We start from the raw sequence: 19,861 nt of genomic DNA on the forward strand, positions 1-19,861 counted from the left end.
AAATTATGGAATAAAGGGGTTCGTATGTTTTGACTACTAAATTGATCACGGATATTGAAGGTTTACTTGGTATAAAAGAAGATTGGGAACGATTGGAGCAATGTGATCAAGCCTTGACGTATTACAATACTTTTCAATTCAATTATTATTGGTGGCTTACTTATGGGAAATGTAAGCATCTTTCCTTGTTTATTATTTGCTCTTATAGGGATAACCAGATGGTAGGTATAGCCCCACTTATGATTACACGGATAGATCAGACAATTATGAAATATGACAAACTATGTTTTTTAGGAAAAGGGGACTATTTCAACTTCATTATAAATGATAGTCAATTCTCAGCAGTCGCTATTATGAAGGACATCTTTCAATGTATTGAAGAGAATTCGCAGCGATGGGATAGAATCGAACTCACCCATGTAAAGATGGACACTCCTTTGCTGCGGTATCTATTAAGACATGATCAATACAACCCATATGTACAGTATTTAACTTCTTGTCTAAGAATGAGAATGAATGAATTTGCAGGGTATGAACAATTTGACAAGGAAATATTGAACACCAAATTAAGAAGGAAAAGAGTTAGATTACTTAGTGAAACTCGTTATCAATTCAAAGTGGTCACAGGACAAGATTGTGATGATATCTATGATCGTATTTCCTATGTTCACAAAATGGAGAAACAATATTTACACCATGAGAAAGGAAGATCACAGAGAAGAAGTCTATTCGAAGATAAGAATAATGAACTTTTCTTGAAACAACTCTTTCAGGATAATGATAAGCTCATAACATTTATGCTGGAGACAGAAGATCAACAGATCATGATCTATATGACTTGTTATTTATATAACGGTGTTCTTTACGGTTGGAATATGGCATGTTCTCCTGAGTATGCTAGATATCATGGTGTTGTAGATGTACTATTAACTGAAATTATTCATTATTTATTCGAAGACGGTAAGAAAATGGCTGATCAAATTGATTTTGGAGCGGGAAGTTATTCGTGGAAATTTCGTTGGTCGAATCAATTCTCAGTTAATTATTCCTTCTCTATGTGGAATAGATCTCGCCGAAGTAGCAAGGTGTATCAGTTTCTAATGAAGACCAAAGGGATCGTAAGGTCGATAAGAGGTATAGCGAATGAACATTAGCATATGTAAATGGTATAACAACGCTGCATCACCTGTTCTTCTAATGATTGATGATCTAGCCAATACGTGGGTAGATACTACCCATCATGGCATATTACGCTCGGGGGATGACTGGGGCTATCATAAGCATGAGAAGGATTCCTCCTTTCGTTTTTTGTGTGAGCAAATTCTACAAGTGTTCCCGAAAGTGAAAGTAACCTTTTTCGTTCCTGTTGGTATTAGAGTGGGGATGCTCCTATCGCCTATGCACCCACAAATATCCTTGCCGATTAATGCGGATGAGAACAGTAAGACATTCTTCAAATCCATTCATGAACACCCTAATTATGAGTTAGCCTACCACGGAACAACACATGGCCAGGTTGGTGAACATGCGATTGATTTCATTCAGGAATGGGCTACTTTTAAGACACTAGACGAAGCTATGGATACGATTGAAGAAGGAATTGAAATCTATCAAGACGCTATTGGAGTTAGACCGCAAGGTGGCAAGTACTGTGGTTATACCAGCAACTCGTTCTCTGATGATAGTATCGATCATTCTGGATTTGCATGGTGGTGCCGGTATTGGAATAGGGGGATTACTGATGATGCAATCGATGGTGATATCTGTGGTAAGGATCCGAATCCGATAACGAATCTTGACGTGAAAAGATTTGGAAAACATCAGGTGATCGATATTCCATCGACGCTTAATGGAGCTTTACTCAACGGTGTATATCAAAAAGGTATGACATTAAAAGGTTGTGTAAAAAGAATACTCAAAAGACCATATATACGCTGGAAGTTACGTGAAGTGAAGTATTTATTAACACATCAATTGGTCATCAGCATTCAGGAACATATAGCGCCTTCAAGAAATGATGGGAAAAGACAAAGTCCAAATATCTTCGATGATCGAGATAGTCTGATTGGGATTCTCCAATATCTAAAGGATAAGGACGTCTGGTATTGCACAGGGAGTGAGCTTGCACAATATGTGAATGTTCGAGATCGTGTGAAAGTGCAATTGATCAAAGAAGACGTGTTTATTCTAGAACATTCGGTCTTGTACAGTGAACAAGTCATTACGCTAAAGATGAGTGTACATAAGATTCTTCACATTATATGCCCGAATGAAGTCATCGTTGATGTTCGGGATGGCATAGTGAACATACCAGTCATGGAAGGGCAATATTCGATAATTAAAGGGTGATTTAAAAAGATGAAGAAGAATATTATTGTCATTACTGATTATATTGAAGGACAGCCGGTTGTAGCATCTGTTCGATATGAAGGAATTATGGGGTATTTGAAAGATCAATATCATTTGATTACAATCAATGATTCGAAATGGGGTTCTTTTCAAAGTCGATTCTCATCATGGAATTATAAGTTCCAAACACCAAATAGTGTATTTACACAGCCTTTACAACAAGGTGAACCAAGAAAAAAGGGGAATAAAATCAAACGAATGGAGAAGATACTTCGTCATAAGTGGATCGTAGCTGCATGGCGGAACTATAAATTCAGCAAATTCATGTTTAATAGAATGAATACTTCATTATTTCATGATTTAGATGCATTCTTAAGTAAGCATAATGTGGCGGCTATACTGGTGACAGTACCCGATGTATATGGTTTATATGTACTTGACTACATTAAACAACACAAGCCTGATATTCCAGTAATCATCGAAATACGAGATATCATTAATAATCATATTGGAGAAGGAAATCCGAAGATGATATTCAAACGTGCAGAAAAGATGATCGCTAAACACGCCGATGGTATCGTGGCTGTATCTTATGGTATTTATGAATATTATCACCATCAAGATCAAACGTTAGATATTCAAATCATTAAGAATGGTTACGATGAGCAGTGTTTCACAGACAGTGAATACCAACCAATTGACGTAAATAATTCGCATTTGGAAGTAACACATTTGGGATCAATATATAAAGGGCGGAATATAACAGAATTCATCAAAGGATTAATGAGGTTTCATAAGCTTAGCGGAATTCAATTGACATTCAATGTTGTAGGCGTGTTAGACCAGCAAGCAATGGATGAAATTCAATCTTTCGATCATGGTATATCAGGCGTTTCAATTCGGGTGATAGGTAGCGTTTCTCATGATGAAGCAGTGATATGGTTAAAAAGAGCGGATATTGCAGTCATTCTTACGCATACGAAAGGCAGTGACTACGCTATTCCAGGCAAAACGTTTGAGTATATTGGCGCGTGTAAACCTATAATAGCTGTGACTGAAGATCCAGAACTCGTAGGATTGGTACATGGGAACTATGGCGAATGTGCTAAGCATGACCAACACGATATTGCCAATGGATTGTTAGAACTCATCAAGAACAAATACGACTATTCAGATCGTACGAAATTTTCCAGGAAATCACAGGCAACACAATGGATACAATGTATAGAAAATAAAATGAATCTCGAAGAGGAATAGGTATGTCTATAGCGCTATTACTGCTCAGTCTGCCGTTACTTATTTGTGGACTTATGATGGTAATCCATGTGTTCGAACGAAGTTATATTCAATATATCACCATTGGACTTGTTATTGTCACCATGATTAGTGGTATTCGATTTAATATAGGTTATCTGAATATATATATAGATCTACCCTTTGTAATATTATTGGTTATCAATGCTACATTGTTAATACATATTTTTCTGCGAAGTAGAATTAATCCACTAGAGATTCCTATTCATCTAAAATCAAAGTTAAATATAATTACAGTCATCATTAGTGGAGTTATCTGTATATTGATGTTTCAATGTTATATGGTTGAACTTTACGATATCAGTCTCTACGTATATCATGTGAATATTTCTATTAATCTATTGTTATTAACGCTTATGTTCTACTTACTATCTCTAATTGAATTTAAGAAAGAACCATTTTTAATTGGAATCGCCGTGTATTCGTTAGTTAATTCTATATTGGGTATCTTACAATTTATATTTAACAAATCATTCTTACCCTTTGCTGCGGAAGAGAGCATTAATTATTATGAAGGTGTGGTTGTAACGAAAAGAGTTATGGGATTTGTAGGAGCTAGTAATGGAGCAGGCAATCTAGGGACCATTCTATTTCCGATATTATTATATTGTTTCTATAAAAAGAAGTCACTGGGTAGTCTCATTATATTACTTCTTAATGTCTTGTTTCTATTCTTAACATTTACAAGGATCGGTTATTTATCTGTCTGTTTGCAATTTCTAATATTTATTATGATGTCTAGTATTGTGGATCATCGGCAATGGATTAGAAGATATGTGATAGGTATAGTATGTATTGCTATCGCGGTGACAGTCTATCAGATATTTGGACATGATTTGTATCAGTCATTAATCGTAAATAGAGGGGATACGCAATCCAGTCGGTTTGTTCAATTCGCTTTAGCGTTTAACTTGTTGAAAGACCATGTATGGTTCGGAGTGGGAGCAGGTCAATACATACCATATCTGCAATCTAACTTAGGAATCAGTGATATTGTAGTACATTCTCAATTTCTCAACGTTCTTGTTGAGCAAGGACTGGTAAGTTTCATCTTATATGTAATGTTATACTTATTTTTGTTTGTTTGGAGTTTAAGAAGATTTAAAGATGAATTATGGTTGCCCGTCTCGTTGTTCGTGGGAAATCTTACTGTCGTAAATTTCAACCCCAATCAATATTATAGTATTTGTATTTATACTTTCTTTATTATCGTATTGGGTCTTCTATTTACTAGGTCGAATGCTAGTACCATTACCTCCGAAGATTAATATAATACTATAGAACTAGGAGTTGATCATTAGATTGGAGGGATCATGATATGTCACAAATAAGTGCTAATATTAGAGACTTTGGGGCCAAGGGTGATGGAAAGACAGATGATTCATCGGCAATTCAGCAAGCAGTTCGTAGCATTGGAGAATCAGGTGGCGTAATTCTTGTTCCTGAAGGTATTTATAAAGCGAGTTTTACCATTAACGCCTCTAATATTATTATTACGGGAACAGGCACAGTCAAAGGAACGATTCATTTATCTGGTAAAGTCACAAGTAATACGGATCGATTCTCAGGTACGGGAAATATTAGAATTGAAGGAATAACGATAGATGGTGAGAAGTCTAGGAATGGGATAAATTGCAAATGGGTGTTCGGTGTTTGTATTAAAAACGTTAGATTTATCCATTGTGTAAAAGCAATCAACTTCCTGCCCGTAGATAAGACACAGCATTGTTCACGGTTCTCTATTACGGATAATCACTTGATTGATTGTAATTATGGACTCTACGTTGATTATATTCCACCAACAGATGGAGGCAATTGTGGTGTGGGGGATGTTAGCTTCATCAATAATATGTATGAATCTAGATCGAATAGTCGAGGAGCCTTTGGTAACAAGTTTCATATATGGGCGAAAGGTCTCGATGGTTTGATATGCAAAGGGAATGTATTGTTCTTTGCCCACACTGGATCGGAACAGTCCAACATTTATATTGAAATATTTAATTGGGTTGTTATTGAAGGGAATAATTTATTCGAAGCAACGGACAGTGCAATCATTTGTAAAGATGGATTTAACGTTGTGATTTCAAATAATAATATGGCTTGGCCAATGAAATATGGAGTGTATTTGTCTAATGTTGTAGGAGGAATTGTAAATGCTAACAATATCACTTGGAAGTCTGGTGTTGATAATGTAGGCACGGGGGTGTGTATTAACAATAGTCCTTATTTCATAGGGAATGTATCAAGTAATAATATGTTTTTTCCAGGACTATATGCTATTCATATTAAGAAAAGTTCATTCGTAAATATTACTGGAAACAATGCCAGAAGTCAGTATGGTAACAATCAAGCTGTCAAAATAGATAGTTCAACAACTTGCGCATCGATCAGCTTAACATCAAACCAGTTCACGAATTATATACAGTCATTGCAGGAGTTCTACATCAATAGTCCCGTAACAACAACGAACTATCTTAGTGGTAATAGTGAAGGGGTTACTAGCACTAGTATAAAAGGGTTGCTCTCACAAGAATTCAATGCGTTTACGAATAATTCGACAGAAATTGATATCTCGAATCTTTCACTAGCCGTATTTGCTTATAATAAAAAAACAATAATCAAAAAGGTAACAAATGAGGACTTGACGAAATCTTTACCTAGAATTGTGACCATTTATTCCTATACAAATAATATGGAAATTTCAAGGGAAATCCCTAACCTTCAATTGAAGGGGAAAGACAAGACCGTGAAGTTTCCAGCAGATTCTAGTATGACACTTTTAGTGTATGGTTCTAGAATTATGGAGATATCTCGTAATTTTTCTTTGGATGATGAATAGTCATTTTAGCAAAGGGTCCCTAATGAGGACCTTTTTTTCTTATCTAATAATAGAAAGGAGCCCGAGCTAAAGATATGAAAACTACTATTATTCGAAGTATAGATGAGTTGTTAAAGTTAGAAGAACATTGGCGCGAGTTAATTCATCACATAGAACAGCCAGAGATATTTGATACATGGGAGTGGTTGCAATCCTATGTGAATAATATATTTGATGATCACAAGCAATTATTTATCATCGTAGTCACAGATCAATCGCAATGTGTTGCGATCGCACCTTTATGTATACATACATGCAAAGTCAAATGGCGAACAGTCAAATCATTACAATCTATTATTTCAGGTACGGGGGAATCCAATTCATTCTATTTACATAAGCACTATCATAATATCGAATTAATGAAACAGATTTCGGATACGTTAGTTGTGCATCAAGACGAATGGGATTGGATGGATCTGATTAGCTTTCAGTCCAATAATGCAACAACAACCTTGGTTCAACAATGCTTCTTAGGACAGTTCGAAGTATTCACTAGGCAACTATCTTCATCACCTTATGTAGACATGGAAATTTACAATGACCATAAGCGCAACAAGAATAGGATTAAAGCCATTGAACGTAAAGAAAAGAAGCTATGTCGTGAGCATCAAGTTCATATGAAGTTAAATGAGGTATGTGATGACAGGATTTGGGACTCCTTTACAGCATTACATAAAAAAAGATGGAAACGAAGTCTATTTAACGAACAGCGTGTATGCTCCTTTTATCAAGAGATCATTTCTCACTTCGGTGTAAATAACAGTGCTCAATTTTCTTACATTGAGATTAATGGGAGCATCGCATCAGCTATGTTAACTTTCTTATATAGAGATAAGGTTTATTTGTATCTCACTTCATTCTCAAGCGAATTTGCGCAATATGGTGTGGGTGTCGTCCTCTTGAATCGAGTGATGGAGCATTATTTACACAGCGGCGTGAAAGAGATTGATTTCATGAGTGGCAATCAGGAATATAAGTTCTTCTGGTCGGATAGGGTTAAGATCAATTATCAGATTCGAATTATTAATCATACGAAGAGAACTAGATTATTGAAGGCTTATACGTTTTTACAGATGAACAAAAAATCGATTGCGTCTTTTATAAAAAGTAGCAGTTCAAAATGATATCGCAAAAGCGATTAAGGGTGGGAATGGGATGGAGAGTACCATGATGGGGCTAGTAAAAGATAAACGTGAACCAGGCGCAGTTTTTAAAGAGGTTCCTGTACCTGATATTGGTCCAGATGAAGTGTTGGTTCTCGTCAAAGCGAGTTCTATATGTGGTACGGACGTACACATTTATAATTGGGATACCTGGGCTGAGAAAACTGTGGTGACCCCAAATGTATTCGGACATGAATTTGCTGGAATCGTCGAGGCTGTTGGAAGTCATGTTATGAACGTGAACATTGGGGATCATGTATCTGCTGAGGGACATATGGTGTGTGGGAATTGTAAGCCGTGTAGAACGGGGAATTCACATGTATGTTTGAATACACGAAGCTTCGGTATTACAGCCCCGGGATGTTTCGCGAAATATGCTGTAGTTAAAGCAAGCAATGTCATTCATAATCGATCGGATATGCCATTTGAATTGGCTTGTCTACAGGATCCGCTTGGTAATGCAGTTCAGACGGTATTATCTGGTGATATTGTTGGTAAGTCTGTGGCAGTTATTGGTACAGGTCTAATTGGATTGATGTCTATAGCTGTTGCCAAGGCTTGTGGAGCCGGGAAGATTATTGCGGCGGATATTAATCCCTATCGATTAGATATGGCTTATAAAATGGGCGCGGATGTACTGATCAATTGTGCGACGACTAAGCTTTCCAACGGAATCAGAGAACATACGGATGGTGAAGGTGCGGAAGTTGTTCTAGAAATGTCTGGGGATCCTGATGCTATTCGTGAAGGATTTGAAGGCGCAGCGAATGCAGCACGCGTCTCGTTATTGGGTATTCCAACGAAGGATGTTTTATTAGATATGGGTAATATTATATTTAAAGGTATTCGGGTGGAAGGGATTACAGGTCGTCGCATGTATCAGACATGGTATCAAATGAGGGGGCTTCTAGATAATAATCTTATTCGACTAGATGGTCTAGTTACACATACCTTTACATTGGACCGATATGAGGAAGCTTTCGAATTAATGAAGACCGGCCGATGTGGAAAGATCGTTTTTCTACATGAGACGAGTACTGACCTAGTTCAAGCATCTAAATTCAATTATCCAACTTATCAAGTCATATCATAAGTTGAATGATGATATAAATAAGAGCCGTCATCTTCTTAAGAGGATGACAGCCCTTCCTATGTTAAATCCTAATAAACGCCTCGAATATATTCCTTGACTGATGAATCATAAAATAAACGTAGTCGATTCAAATCCTCTTGGCTATAAGCTGGAGCATCGACCGTGCCAAGATTATCCTCTATTTGTTGAACGTTCTTAAATCCAGGAATCACACACGTCACGTTTGGATTCTCAAGAATCCAGCGCATCGAAGCTTGTGTCATATTACCACGTCCTTCAGCAATCCATGCAAGCTCTCTTGCAAGTTCCACACCTTTATTAAATGGCAATCCCCCGAAAGTTTCACCAACATTGAATTTTTCACCATTGGCGTTGAAATTACGATGATCATCTGCTGCAAATGTACTGTTCTCATTGAATTTACCTGTTAATAGGCCACTAGCAAGTGGCAATCTAACGAGAATTCCTACACCCGCATCATGTGCTTTAGGGAATAATTGTTCTGCTGGTTTTTGACGGAGCAGGTTAAAGATGACTTGAAGTGATTTCAGACCAGGAACGTCAAGACAGAATAGACCTTCATCAATCGTCTCTACACTAACACCGAAATGTCGTATCTTTCCTTCTTGTTGTAGTTTCTCTAATACTTCAAAGACAGAACCATCCTGAAGGATAGCTAGCGGAGGGCAGTGGATTTGATATAAATCAATTCTCTCTCGTTGTAAACGCTTGAGACTATTCTCGCAATATTGTCTAACGACTTCTTCTGAGTAATTGACGGGATCATGAATATCACCTGCACGACAAAATTTTGTGGCAATATGTACATGATCTTCTTTGCCTTTTGTCGCTTTAGCTAGTAATTCTTCTGAATGTCCTGAACCATACACATCCGCTGTATCAAAAAAGTTAACACCTTCATCCATAGCACGTTGAAGACCAAGTAGTGCTTCTTGATCGTTAGAATCCCCCCAATCGCCACCAATGGCCCAAGTTCCAAAGCTAACTTCACTGACCTTCAAGTCAGTATCACCTAATAATCGATATTTCATTTTCATTCCTCCTCATTGTCATCATTATTATGGAAAACGTTCGAAAGTAAGTAGTTCTATTTAAGCCGAAGCTTGATAGATCCTTTATATAAGGGATATAACCATTTCACACCTTGAGGTGTTAATGTGTCAAGGAGTAGGTGTGAGAGATAGCTAGTCGTCGCAACACTCATTAACCCATCCACCTGTAGTTGTTGTTCCATACCATAACTTATGAATCCCCAGAAGCATAAAGCCCATAATGTGTGTGTTATACCTCGATGTTTCAACCAAGGTGCCGAAGTGATGAATATCCCTAAACCAACGAGCCAATGCATATTGAAATGCCAAGCACAAAGAACGATGAATACACCTATCATACTAATGAGCGCGTTGCGTATTATTCCTTCTTTGGATACGAAGCTAAACAGAATTACAATGACACAGATGATGGAATATACCGGGTAAAAGGACTGATTATACAGAAATAAGAATACGAGTGCCAAAGTGAATAAAAGGCTAACCCAGATCAGTATTTGACGTATCTGTTTAGAGAGTACACCCATTTTAGAACTAAGAATACTGTTGCCATCAAGATCAGCACTTAAGGATGAAAATGCGGCAACACCAATATAAAGAGCGATGTGATTAAGATTAGTCGGATGATACGCAGCTGCAACAACGCCGATTATTGTTCCAACGGCGAGATGCGTCGAACCTTTCATAAGAACCTCCTGTGACTGACAAAGTTGTTGATACAAGTATGTGTATTGAAACAAACATATGTTTGTATAACTATTATACATAAATAACATAAATGCAGACAATAAAGAATTTCATTATGATCAACGTTGTTAAGTTGCAGGATAAATAAAGAGACCCATTTAGGATAGGGGTCTCTTGGCGTTCAGATAGTCTGATGTTTAGAATTTGAAAATATGAATCGTCTTCTGGAGTTGAAAGACAGCCTTATTCATACTCTCGGCTTCTTCAACAACTGCTTGGATGGAAGAGATCTGCTCATTCATTGATGCAGATACCTGCTGTGTACCTGCTGCAGACTGTTCAGTGATCGCTGATATGTTCTGAATTGCTGAAGATATTTTGTGTGCGCTATCCAACATAATATCGCTTTCATGTGAGAATGAAGAAATCTGTTCAGTAATATATTGTACACTCTGTACGATTTGTTCAAATATTTGTTCAGCCTCATGGATCATTACATTTTGTTGAGTAACGATTTCTTCATTGAGATGTATATGTTGGATCGCTTGTTGTACATCTTGTTCAATGCTCTTCACTAAGCTGAACACGCCTTTCGTAGATTCGGCTGATTCCTCAGCTAATTTGCGAACTTCTGAGGCAACGACAGCAAATCCTCTACCATGTTCCCCAGCCCGAGCAGCTTCAATGGAAGCATTCAAAGATAATAAATTCGTCTGTTCTGCTAATTCAGATATTGACTTGGTAATCTTAGATATTCCCTGTGCATTGATAGACAGCGCCTGTATCGTACTTGCAACTTGTTGTGTGGCTTGAATGTTTTTTTTCATACCTTCTGCCTGTTTCTCAACGGATTGACGGCCACTTTCCACCAGCTTGAGCGTATGTATTGATCTTTGATTCATTTCTTTGGTTGAATTTGTATAATTAGAGACCTTGTCTTCAATATCTTGTATGGATTGCGTCATGCCAGATATATCTTGAGAAATTTCATTTGCACCAATGGCTAATTCATTGGAAGATAGAGCAACTTGTGTCATCACCTGTTTAAGTTCTTGGTTCTTATCCGTAATCCCACGACTTGTTCCCATAACTTGTTTCGTAATAGAGGAAGCTTCATGAAGTATCTTTGTAAGCTTATCAATCATGTTATTAAAAGAACGATTCAGTTCGCTCATGGCACCCTTCTCACTAGCGCGTTCACTAAAGTCGCCTTGGGAAATTCGTGTAGTTACGATAGAGATCTCATCAAATGAAGATGTAAGCGTTCTCTCAATGAAGCGAGATAAAGGATAGGTTAGACCAAGTAGTAATAAGATAAGTATGATTCCAATAAGAACTTTACCAATGACAATGAAAGTCACAAAGACTGGAACTGAGAATAACGCTGCAACGAGATAACAACCAGCGATAACCTTTTTGGATAGTGGAAGCTCATTGAACCATGACATATTATGTATCCTCCTTAATATATGGAAACTTCTAACACACATAATACCACTATTTAGGAGTAATAGTCTATATATATAGTCCCAATAAATATATTAATTAGTGAAAAAGAACTATTTTCTGACAAGGATTATGGATGTCAATTACTTCTGTTACAATAATAAAGGATAGCATTCTCCATTTTATGATGAATGTCAGATTAGACGGGAGGTATCTGTAGCATTGAGCACTGAACTTAGTTTTGTAGTTGCAGTTGATATAGGTACGACAAGTACGAAAGTCATGTTAATTGATCATACAGAGCAGGTGATAAGAACAAAGTCTATTCCTTATCCAATACATAGTCCACGCTCAGACATGGCAGAACAAGAACCGCAACAGATTCTTGAAGCTGTCATGGATGGAATCAATTCGGTGATGGAGACATCTGGCATTGATCCGAATCTAGTCCTATGTGTGACATTTAGTTCAGCGATGCACAGCATCATTGTTATGAACGCACAACATCAGACATTGACCAAGAGTATCATTTGGGCCGATCAGAGAAGTGTTGATGAAGCCGAGGAATTAATTCGAAACGGCAATGCGCAATCTATATACCACCACACGGGAACACCGATCCATCCGATGTCACCTTTGACCAAATTAATGTGGTTACGTGATCATGATTCAGAAACATTCCAACAAGCACACAAGTTTATAGGTATAAAAGAATATGTATTCCATCGTTTGTTTGGTGAATATATGATTGATTATTCGATCGCAAGTGGCACGGGTATGTTCAATATTCACAACATGGCTTGGGATGAGCAGGCGCTAACCTTGATAGGGATAAATACGGATCAGCTCTCTGAACCTGTTCCCACTACTTATGTCATCCATGGGTTAACTTGTGATTACGCATCTAAGATGAGCATAAATATGAATACACCATTTGTTATTGGAGCAGCTGACGGTGTGCTTGCGAATCTAGGTATGGGTGTTGTTAATTCGGAAGAGGTCGCAATATCGATTGGAACAAGCAGTGCAGTACGTGCCATGGTTCGTAGACCAACGCTTGATCCACAAGGACGGATGTTCTGTTATGCACTATTAGATGATTATTGGGTCATCGGTGGTGCTTCGAATAATGGCGGAATAGTACTCCAATGGACAATAGATCAGTTGTTCTCAAATGGATTAGAACCCTTAGATGAGCGTAATTTAGAACCATTCACATCCTATTTGGAGTTAGCACAACAATCACCACCAGGAGCGGATGGACTTCTTTTTCTTCCGTTATTGACAGGAGAAAGAGCACCATTCTGGGATGCTAGAGCAAGAGGAGTCTATTTTGGTCTATCTTTAAATCATGGTAAATCTCATATGCTTAGAGCAGCGATGGAGGGAATGATCTTTCAAATTGGTTCTATTATGTCTATGATGCAGGACATTTCAATCTCGCCCCGAAAAATTACAGCTTCTGGTGGTGTCACCCGTTCTGTACTTATCTGCCAGATGCTGGCAGACGTTCTAGGGATCCCTGTAGAAGTGCCTGATGTTATTGAGAGTTCAGGACTTGGAGCTGCTAGATTGGGATTCTATGCTATGGGAATATCGGACCAAATATGTAATCCAATCACATCAACTGTATCTACAACTAACGTTCTTTATTTACCGAACGAAGAGAATCATCAGCTATACCAGCGAATATTACCAATCTATTTGAATGTGTATCATCAATTAAAGGATAGCTACAAGGAGATAGCGGAATTACAATAGACTTTATGGTATCCGGTATCAATAACCTGAATCCCCGCGATATTATAACGTGGATTTCGCAAAAACCGCGTAATATCGCGGTTTTTTGCTATTTAAGTCTTGCTAATCTCACCCATTCCACGTTATAATTATGACGTGGAATGGGGTGATCATATGCCGCTCATCTATTTGAAAAACAAGCACAACGGTGTTACATACGTCTACGAATCCGAAAACTATTGGGATAAGATAAAAAAGCAATCACGCAGCCGGCGAATCTGTATCGGCAAGCTCGATCCGTTATCCGGCGAATTGATTCCCTCACGGCGACTTGCTACATCGCATCAACCGATAAACCCCGGACCAGTTCCTGCGACGGAATCTAAACGATTATATGCTGGCGCAACCTGGTTGCTGAATGCTATAGGCGAGAAACTCGGCATCACGGCTGACTTGAAGCAGTGTTTTCCAAATCAGTATAAGCAACTCTTGTCGATCGCCTATTACTTGATTCTGGAGGATCATAATCCGCTTATTCGCTTTTCGAAATGGTCGGTTACCCACCAGCATCCTTACGGTAAGGACATCCCCTCCCAGCGAAGTAGCGACTTTTTTTCTTCTATTACGGAAGAAACACGGGAACGCTTCTTTCGCTTGCAGGGTAAACGGAGGGCTGAAGAAGAATACTGTGCGTATGACACGACGAGCCTTTCCAGCTACTCGCAAGGTTTGAGGCAAGTCAAATACGGCATGAATAAAGAACACGATCCGCTCCCGCAAATGAATTTGGCGCTGCTGTTCGGCGAGCAGTCGAACTTGCCTTTTTACTACCGTAAGTTGCCGGGCAATATTTCGGATGTTCAAACTGTAAAGAATCTACTTGCCGATATGGATTTCTTCACCTATAAAAAGATCAAACTGGTGATGGACCGCGGGTTTTATAGCGAAGCAAACATCAACGCCCTGTATCAGCACCATCTGAAGTTTTTAATTGGCGCCAAAGTGACACTCAAATACGTGCAAGCTGAACTTATGGCGGCTAAACCGCAGCTTCAAAAGTGGGAGAATTTTGACCCGGATCATAATCTATACGCCTATTCGAAAACAATCGCATGGAAGTATACGCAGACGCGTCCTTATAAGGGTGATGTGCTGGAAGAAGAACGCAGGGCGTATCTGCATCTGTATTTTAACATGGAGAAGGAAGCTGAGGATGCATCCAGGTTGAATCGGCTGCTCACCAAGCTGAAAGCCGAACTAGAGAGCGGGAAACGCGATGCCGCGCACGAGAAATCTTATGCGAAGTATTTCGAAGTAACAACGACGCCTAAGCGTGGAACCGTTGTAAAACCCAAACAGGAAGCCATTGATGCGGCAGTTAGGAACTATGGCTATTTTGCATTGCTCAGCAATGAGATCAAGGATCCGATCGAGGCATTGGGTGTGTATCGAAATAAGGATTTAATCGAAAAGGCGTTCGGAAATCTAAAAGAGCGATTAAATTTCCGACGCATGGAAGTTTCCTCCGAACGCAGTTTGGACGGAAAATTATTCGTAGAATTCGTGGCTCTGATATTTCTGTCGTACATTAAGAAGGTAATGCAAGACAAAAATCTTTTCAAACGCTATACGATGCAAGGGCTGCTTGATGAACTCGACGTGATCGAGTGTTACGAACGGCCAGGCCAAGATTTGCGATTTGGGGAGATCACCAAACGTCAGTTGGAAATCTATGAAGCGCTAGAAATAGATCCCCCGGCCTCATTATAATTTGGCCGGGGATTCAGGCTAAATGGCTTGTAAGATTTTGTTCAAACCCAACTGCACAATTTTATCCTCGTAGGAAGAGATACCGAGCGGTCTTTTGCTCTTTTCATCTTTAGGTATATATGTTCCTCTTACAGGCTGTGGTCGGTAACTTTTCTTCTTTAGCCGCTCTACCAGTTCCCTAATGTTTGATTCCAATTTCCCCCATACAGTGTCTTCGTGACTTGGTCAATTCCTATAGCTTTGCTATCGTCCAGTTCTCGATGGCATTGTGCTATCATTTCCTCATTCAAGAGGTGATACAGCGATGTAAATTGTTCTTTTGGCTTTACTTTTGCAATCTCTGCTATTCTTGCTAGTTTTGTTTGCATTTTAAACCTACCCCTGTGTGTAGAAAGTGTGTCCTTATCATTTTATTGTTATTGGATTATTACTTTCACAATATATGGACACTCATTTTTATTTAATTGGTAAAATAAAACAATAACGTATATACATTCTTTCTGGGTTGTTATATATTTATTAAATAGAGAATGGTAATCCGGAATACTATTCTCAATTATTCATTTTTTTTACATTTTGATATAACATTAATATCAAGTTGACTCAGCAGCTCCTTTGTGCAAGAAAATTTATTTGGTGAAATAACTACAAACGAATGTTCGGGAACAATTGGTATAGCTCAATAAGAAAAGTTTTGATAGGAAATCGTGCCACCAGAATCTGTTTGTTCCAGATCTGATGGACAAAATTTTTCTGTTGTCCTAAATTCGAGTTCAATGCTACTGCTTTCTTGATACGAAAGTTATATCAATTTACAAGTTGCAAGCATCAAGTATTTGTAAGAGATGGGGTGATTATGCATAAACCCCATACTCCGTTACTAACTTGGTTTTGAGAGATTTTTCTTTTGACATACGTTAAACGCGGGTGTTTCCACTGTATATCTTTCATGTTAATTGGAAATATCCGACAGCTTTGTTGTTGTTTTACAAGATTCGCAAAGCAATAGGTGATCACGATACCCACTATCAACTGACCGGTTTGGTCGCTGGATGATGCGTTCTTCGTGGCGCCGACAGAAGGCGGAAAAAGGGAGCGTGGCACGTATCAAACACAAGTGCTTGTGTGGTTTGGCTCAATAATCAAGGAGTACCTCAATACCTATCGATGCAAGTAATTCGGGGTGTCAAAGGCAAGACACTGTTAGAGTTTGCTAACAGAACCTCGATCTAGGTTCCACAATCAATAGCTATAAGTATCGATCGTACAATTTAATCGCTGAAGAATACAAACATCAGCCTATCAAATTCAATGTAAAGGATAATCCAGATCACTAAAGATGGCTTCATACGATGATTTCCAATGCGAAATCTTTATCGGCGGTACTTTTCACGATTTGGATTAAGCATCTTCATTCCTATTTGAACGAATTCTGCGTTCTCGCCAATCGTTGGCATTTCAAAGGGCAATGCTTTAATCATCTGCTATCTGATTGTTTATACACGGATACCATACCCTACAGAGATCTGAAGTCATAAGCCTAGTGGAGCTAAATTGATATTCATATTATATAATTTATTAGGAGGATCACATGAAAAAATATTCGTTGCACTTCTAGCATCCGCACTTATTTTAGGTAGCTTACATACTCCTGTTTCCAATGCCTTAGAAAATGATCAAACTAAAGCTGATAAAATTGGTTATATTGATGAGAGACTTCCAAAAAAGGACAAACTGAAATTAAAAGAAATAATGGAGACACTTGATCCTGAAGACCGTGAAAATGTGTATTATTTTGATATTGATGGTAGTTTTACAGCGAATAAAATGGAGTTATTAGATGAGTACAAACGTATTAATAAAGACATTATCGATAAAGATGGGAAATTGAAAAAAAATGAAGAATTTGCTGCTATCTCCACATCAATCACGGAAAAACCAAAAGATGAACAGGTTGAAGTATTGGCTTACACAAATCCAAGTGCAAGTTGTGTAAGTGCAAATTCCGGACCTTACAGAAAGGTAACTTCTACACAAGGGCTTACTAGATTAACAACAAATCTTTATTTGCCTGTTAAAGGAACTGAGATTGTAATTAATAAATACCCTAATGAGGCTGCATATATGTATTCTGGTGCAATAAATAATTCTAATGGTCAGCAGGTTGATGTTGGACTAATGCTGAACTGGGGAGATGGAGTAAACCCTGTTACATCTACTGAAGAGACTTGGGCAATGACTTCACTTGGGACTACAACTCAAACAGGCACTATTGGGAATTATAAAATGGGTCAAACGGTCTTTATGAAGTTCTATGTGTCGGCAAGTAATCAAGTTGCTTTAAACGTGGAAGGTTACAAAAAAGATAATTCATTTTTAAGTGCAACTGCAGTATATGGTGTCGATCCTTCTAAAGGATTTACAGTTGGAGGCTCAACAATGTCGGTTAAAAGAATAACATCAGTTGCACAGGATTTTACTCCTGGTGCTGGTACTTCTGAAAACCTAACTACCGGTAGCTCTCTATATAACGTAGTATGGAGTAACGTTAAAGTTGGTGTAGCTTCTGGTTCAGAGCAATTACAAAATGCTAGCACAACATCAACAAGTTGTGGTTATAAAACTTCTAATGTACTTGTTGATTTTACTAGCTATTCACAAGAATCTATAAAAGTAAAAGCTGGTACGCTAACACCATAACACTCAGTGCCTGACAATTTACTTACAAGTGAATTGTCAGGCTAATATTATGAAAAGAGGTGTGAAATATTGAATAAATTAATTAAGATTTTATTAATAATAATGGTTACCTTTACTTTTACAACAACTGCATTTGCAGAAGATATAAATGGAAAAACAAATGTATTAATTAGGATAAATGGAGCGTACTTGATTCATTCAAATGGAACTATGCCATATGTGGGTCTAAATAATCGAGTAATGGTACCAGCTCGAATAATTACAGATGCTTTGGGAGGTTCATTAATATGGGACACGAAGCAGAACTTACTAACAATTAATACAACATCACTAAAAATCGTTTCTCAATTAGGAAAGAAGAGCGTTGAGATAAATGGTAAAGTAGTTTCTTCTGATAGTGAAATGGTTATGAAAAATGGAACTATGATGATTCCATTTAACTGGATTGCAAAAGGGTTAGGCGTTACATTAAATACTAATTCTAAGTATAAAGTATTTTCTATTAACCATTCCAACTTTTTCTCGAAAGGAAAATTGGAATTGATGAATGATGAAACAGGCAAAGATTATTCAGCTGAGTTAAATGTTATTCCTTTGAAATTATCATATAAGGATCATAAGAATCTGGGTTTGAAATATTTAAACATTGAGTTTGTCAATGACTCAGATACAACCTATACAACTGGTTTATTACAAGATCATTTAATTGCACCAGTTAATAAAGATAATTTTTATAATACTGGAAGTAAAGGTGAACTTATTAATGACCAATCCACTATCACATCGATTCCAGAAATAAAACCAAATCAACATTATGTACATGAGATTAAGATTCAGGAACTTAGCAAGCTAGTACCAGATAAAGCCCAATATGCTTTTTTGAGGTACTTCAAAAAAATGGATATACAAAAAAATGATCAATGAGTAAAACGGTGAAAGGATTGAGTTAACAGGAAATTATCACCACTTTACTTAATATAATTCAGTAAAGTTTGCGACACCAAATTAGATGATATATGTTTTTTATCCATTTATCAGTTAAGCTATAGCTTGCTGTCGCTCCTCGTGGGGTATTGGCGAACATCCAGTTTTTTCTCCCAATCACGAATGGCTTAATCGATCGCTCACTTCGATTGTTATCGGTCTCAAGCCGTCCGTCATTCATGAACGCCGTCAGCTTTTCCCATTGATTCAGACTGTAAGCAATTGCTTGCCTTGTTAAACTCTTCGGCATAACTTTTAGGTCTTTGTTGTCGTAACCACGCACCAATACGGCACAGCTTTGCTCAGCTCGAACTTTGAGGCGTTCTTCTGGAGTTGCCTCGATCAGATCTTTTTCAATCGCAAAGAATTGATTGCAATATGCTAATCCTTCCTCGCTTCGCAGAATTTCCCGAGCCTGTTCCTGGTACCTCAGTCGTTCCAAACTGACAACCACTTCCCGATTTCCTGTTATCTTCGTACACCGTTCCTTCAGTGGACAGCCCTCACAGTTTTGGCTTCGGTAATGACGTTTTTGAATTTCATATCCACTAGGTTGAGTTTCTTTGTTCGTTTTTCGGAAATGTAACGTTTGTCCAGCGGGGCATTTCCACATATCCTCAGCTTCGTTGTACGTCCAGTTCTCAATCTTTCCGACATTACTTTTCCA

Annotated in this window: 15 protein-coding genes and 2 pseudogenes; 12 read left to right on the plus strand and 5 right to left on the minus strand. The window is 37.9% G+C overall.

Features of this window, described 5'->3' with window-relative positions; translation table 11 throughout:
• The first annotated feature begins 29 nt into the window (after positions 1 to 29).
• The 7 genes from ACH8E3_RS13275 (at position 30) to tdh (ending at position 8,797) form a co-directional block, all read left to right on the plus strand.
• Entirely contained in the window at positions 30 to 1,154 is a 1,125-nt protein-coding gene (locus ACH8E3_RS13275) for a GNAT family N-acetyltransferase (RefSeq protein WP_458633120.1), read from the plus strand.
• Positions 1,144 to 2,349: a polysaccharide deacetylase family protein gene (locus tag ACH8E3_RS13280; RefSeq protein WP_458633121.1), complete on the plus strand. Its 1,206-nt coding sequence runs from the start codon at positions 1,144 to 1,146 to the stop codon at positions 2,347 to 2,349. Before ACH8E3_RS13275 ends, ACH8E3_RS13280 begins: the two co-directional genes overlap by 11 nt.
• A gap of 9 nt (positions 2,350 to 2,358) precedes the next feature.
• Positions 2,359 to 3,606 (plus strand): glycosyltransferase family protein, encoded by a 1,248-nt coding sequence (locus ACH8E3_RS13285; protein ID WP_458633122.1) that lies wholly within the window; start codon positions 2,359 to 2,361, stop codon positions 3,604 to 3,606.
• A 2-nt stretch (positions 3,607 to 3,608) separates the two neighbouring features.
• The gene (locus tag ACH8E3_RS13290) at positions 3,609 to 4,931 is read left to right on the plus strand and encodes an O-antigen ligase family protein (RefSeq protein ID WP_458633123.1); all 1,323 of its coding nucleotides are present in this window, start codon (positions 3,609 to 3,611) and stop codon (positions 4,929 to 4,931) included.
• A 50-nt stretch (positions 4,932 to 4,981) separates the two neighbouring features.
• On the plus strand, positions 4,982 to 6,502 hold the full coding sequence (locus ACH8E3_RS13295; RefSeq protein WP_458633124.1) for a glycosyl hydrolase family 28-related protein: 1,521 nt from the start codon (positions 4,982 to 4,984) through the stop codon (positions 6,500 to 6,502).
• A gap of 74 nt (positions 6,503 to 6,576) precedes the next feature.
• Positions 6,577 to 7,665: a GNAT family N-acetyltransferase gene (locus ACH8E3_RS13300; protein WP_458633125.1), complete on the plus strand. Its 1,089-nt coding sequence runs from the start codon at positions 6,577 to 6,579 to the stop codon at positions 7,663 to 7,665.
• A gap of 31 nt (positions 7,666 to 7,696) precedes the next feature.
• Positions 7,697 to 8,797: an L-threonine 3-dehydrogenase gene (gene tdh / locus ACH8E3_RS13305; protein WP_458633126.1), complete on the plus strand. Its 1,101-nt coding sequence runs from the start codon at positions 7,697 to 7,699 to the stop codon at positions 8,795 to 8,797.
• Positions 8,798 to 8,865: 68 nt separating this feature from the next.
• Here tdh and ACH8E3_RS13310 read toward each other — a convergent pair whose 3' ends face one another.
• The 3 genes from ACH8E3_RS13310 to ACH8E3_RS13320 all read right to left on the minus strand — a co-directional run bounded on the left by ACH8E3_RS13310 (position 8,866) and on the right by ACH8E3_RS13320 (position 12,002).
• On the minus strand, positions 8,866 to 9,849 hold the full coding sequence (locus ACH8E3_RS13310) for an aldo/keto reductase (protein ID WP_458633127.1): 984 nt from the start codon (positions 9,847 to 9,849) through the stop codon (positions 8,866 to 8,868).
• A gap of 56 nt (positions 9,850 to 9,905) precedes the next feature.
• Complete coding sequence (locus ACH8E3_RS13315) at positions 9,906 to 10,553, minus strand: metal-dependent hydrolase (RefSeq protein ID WP_458633128.1); 648 nt, start codon at positions 10,551 to 10,553, stop codon at positions 9,906 to 9,908.
• A gap of 198 nt (positions 10,554 to 10,751) precedes the next feature.
• A complete protein-coding gene (locus ACH8E3_RS13320) occupies positions 10,752 to 12,002 on the minus strand; it encodes a methyl-accepting chemotaxis protein (protein ID WP_458633129.1) in 1,251 nt (416 codons plus the stop codon).
• Between the two features lie 220 nt (positions 12,003 to 12,222).
• Here ACH8E3_RS13320 and ACH8E3_RS13325 point away from each other — a divergent pair, with 220 nt between their 5' ends.
• Together ACH8E3_RS13325 and ACH8E3_RS13330 are read left to right on the plus strand one after the other, a co-directional pair.
• Positions 12,223 to 13,761, plus strand: coding sequence for a gluconokinase (locus ACH8E3_RS13325; protein ID WP_458633130.1), 1,539 nt, complete (start codon positions 12,223 to 12,225; stop codon positions 13,759 to 13,761).
• 153 nt (positions 13,762 to 13,914) lie between these two features.
• The gene (locus ACH8E3_RS13330; RefSeq protein ID WP_458633131.1) at positions 13,915 to 15,510 is read left to right on the plus strand and encodes an IS1634 family transposase; all 1,596 of its coding nucleotides are present in this window, start codon (positions 13,915 to 13,917) and stop codon (positions 15,508 to 15,510) included.
• A 167-nt stretch (positions 15,511 to 15,677) separates the two neighbouring features.
• Here the strand turns inward: ACH8E3_RS13330 and ACH8E3_RS13335 are convergent, their stop codons facing one another.
• The gene (locus tag ACH8E3_RS13335; protein ID WP_458633132.1) at positions 15,678 to 15,878 is read right to left on the minus strand and encodes a hypothetical protein; all 201 of its coding nucleotides are present in this window, start codon (positions 15,876 to 15,878) and stop codon (positions 15,678 to 15,680) included.
• Positions 15,879 to 16,249: 371 nt separating this feature from the next.
• On the opposite strand from ACH8E3_RS13335, the pseudogene ACH8E3_RS13340 reads away from it, so the two are divergent.
• The 3 genes and pseudogenes from ACH8E3_RS13340 to ACH8E3_RS13350 form a co-directional block, all read left to right on the plus strand.
• Positions 16,250 to 17,048, plus strand: a pseudogene (locus ACH8E3_RS13340) (IS1595 family transposase); the annotation flags it as partial.
• A 16-nt stretch (positions 17,049 to 17,064) separates the two neighbouring features.
• On the plus strand, positions 17,065 to 18,210 hold the full coding sequence (locus tag ACH8E3_RS13345; RefSeq protein WP_458633133.1) for a hypothetical protein: 1,146 nt from the start codon (positions 17,065 to 17,067) through the stop codon (positions 18,208 to 18,210).
• 69 nt (positions 18,211 to 18,279) lie between these two features.
• Complete coding sequence (locus ACH8E3_RS13350) at positions 18,280 to 19,134, plus strand: copper amine oxidase N-terminal domain-containing protein (protein ID WP_458633134.1); 855 nt, start codon at positions 18,280 to 18,282, stop codon at positions 19,132 to 19,134.
• Positions 19,135 to 19,249: 115 nt separating this feature from the next.
• Here ACH8E3_RS13350 and ACH8E3_RS13355 read toward each other — a convergent pair.
• Positions 19,250 to 19,861 (minus strand): annotated as a pseudogene (locus ACH8E3_RS13355) (IS66 family transposase); the annotation flags it as partial.

This window comes from Paenibacillus sp. CMAA1364, from assembly GCF_054373195.1.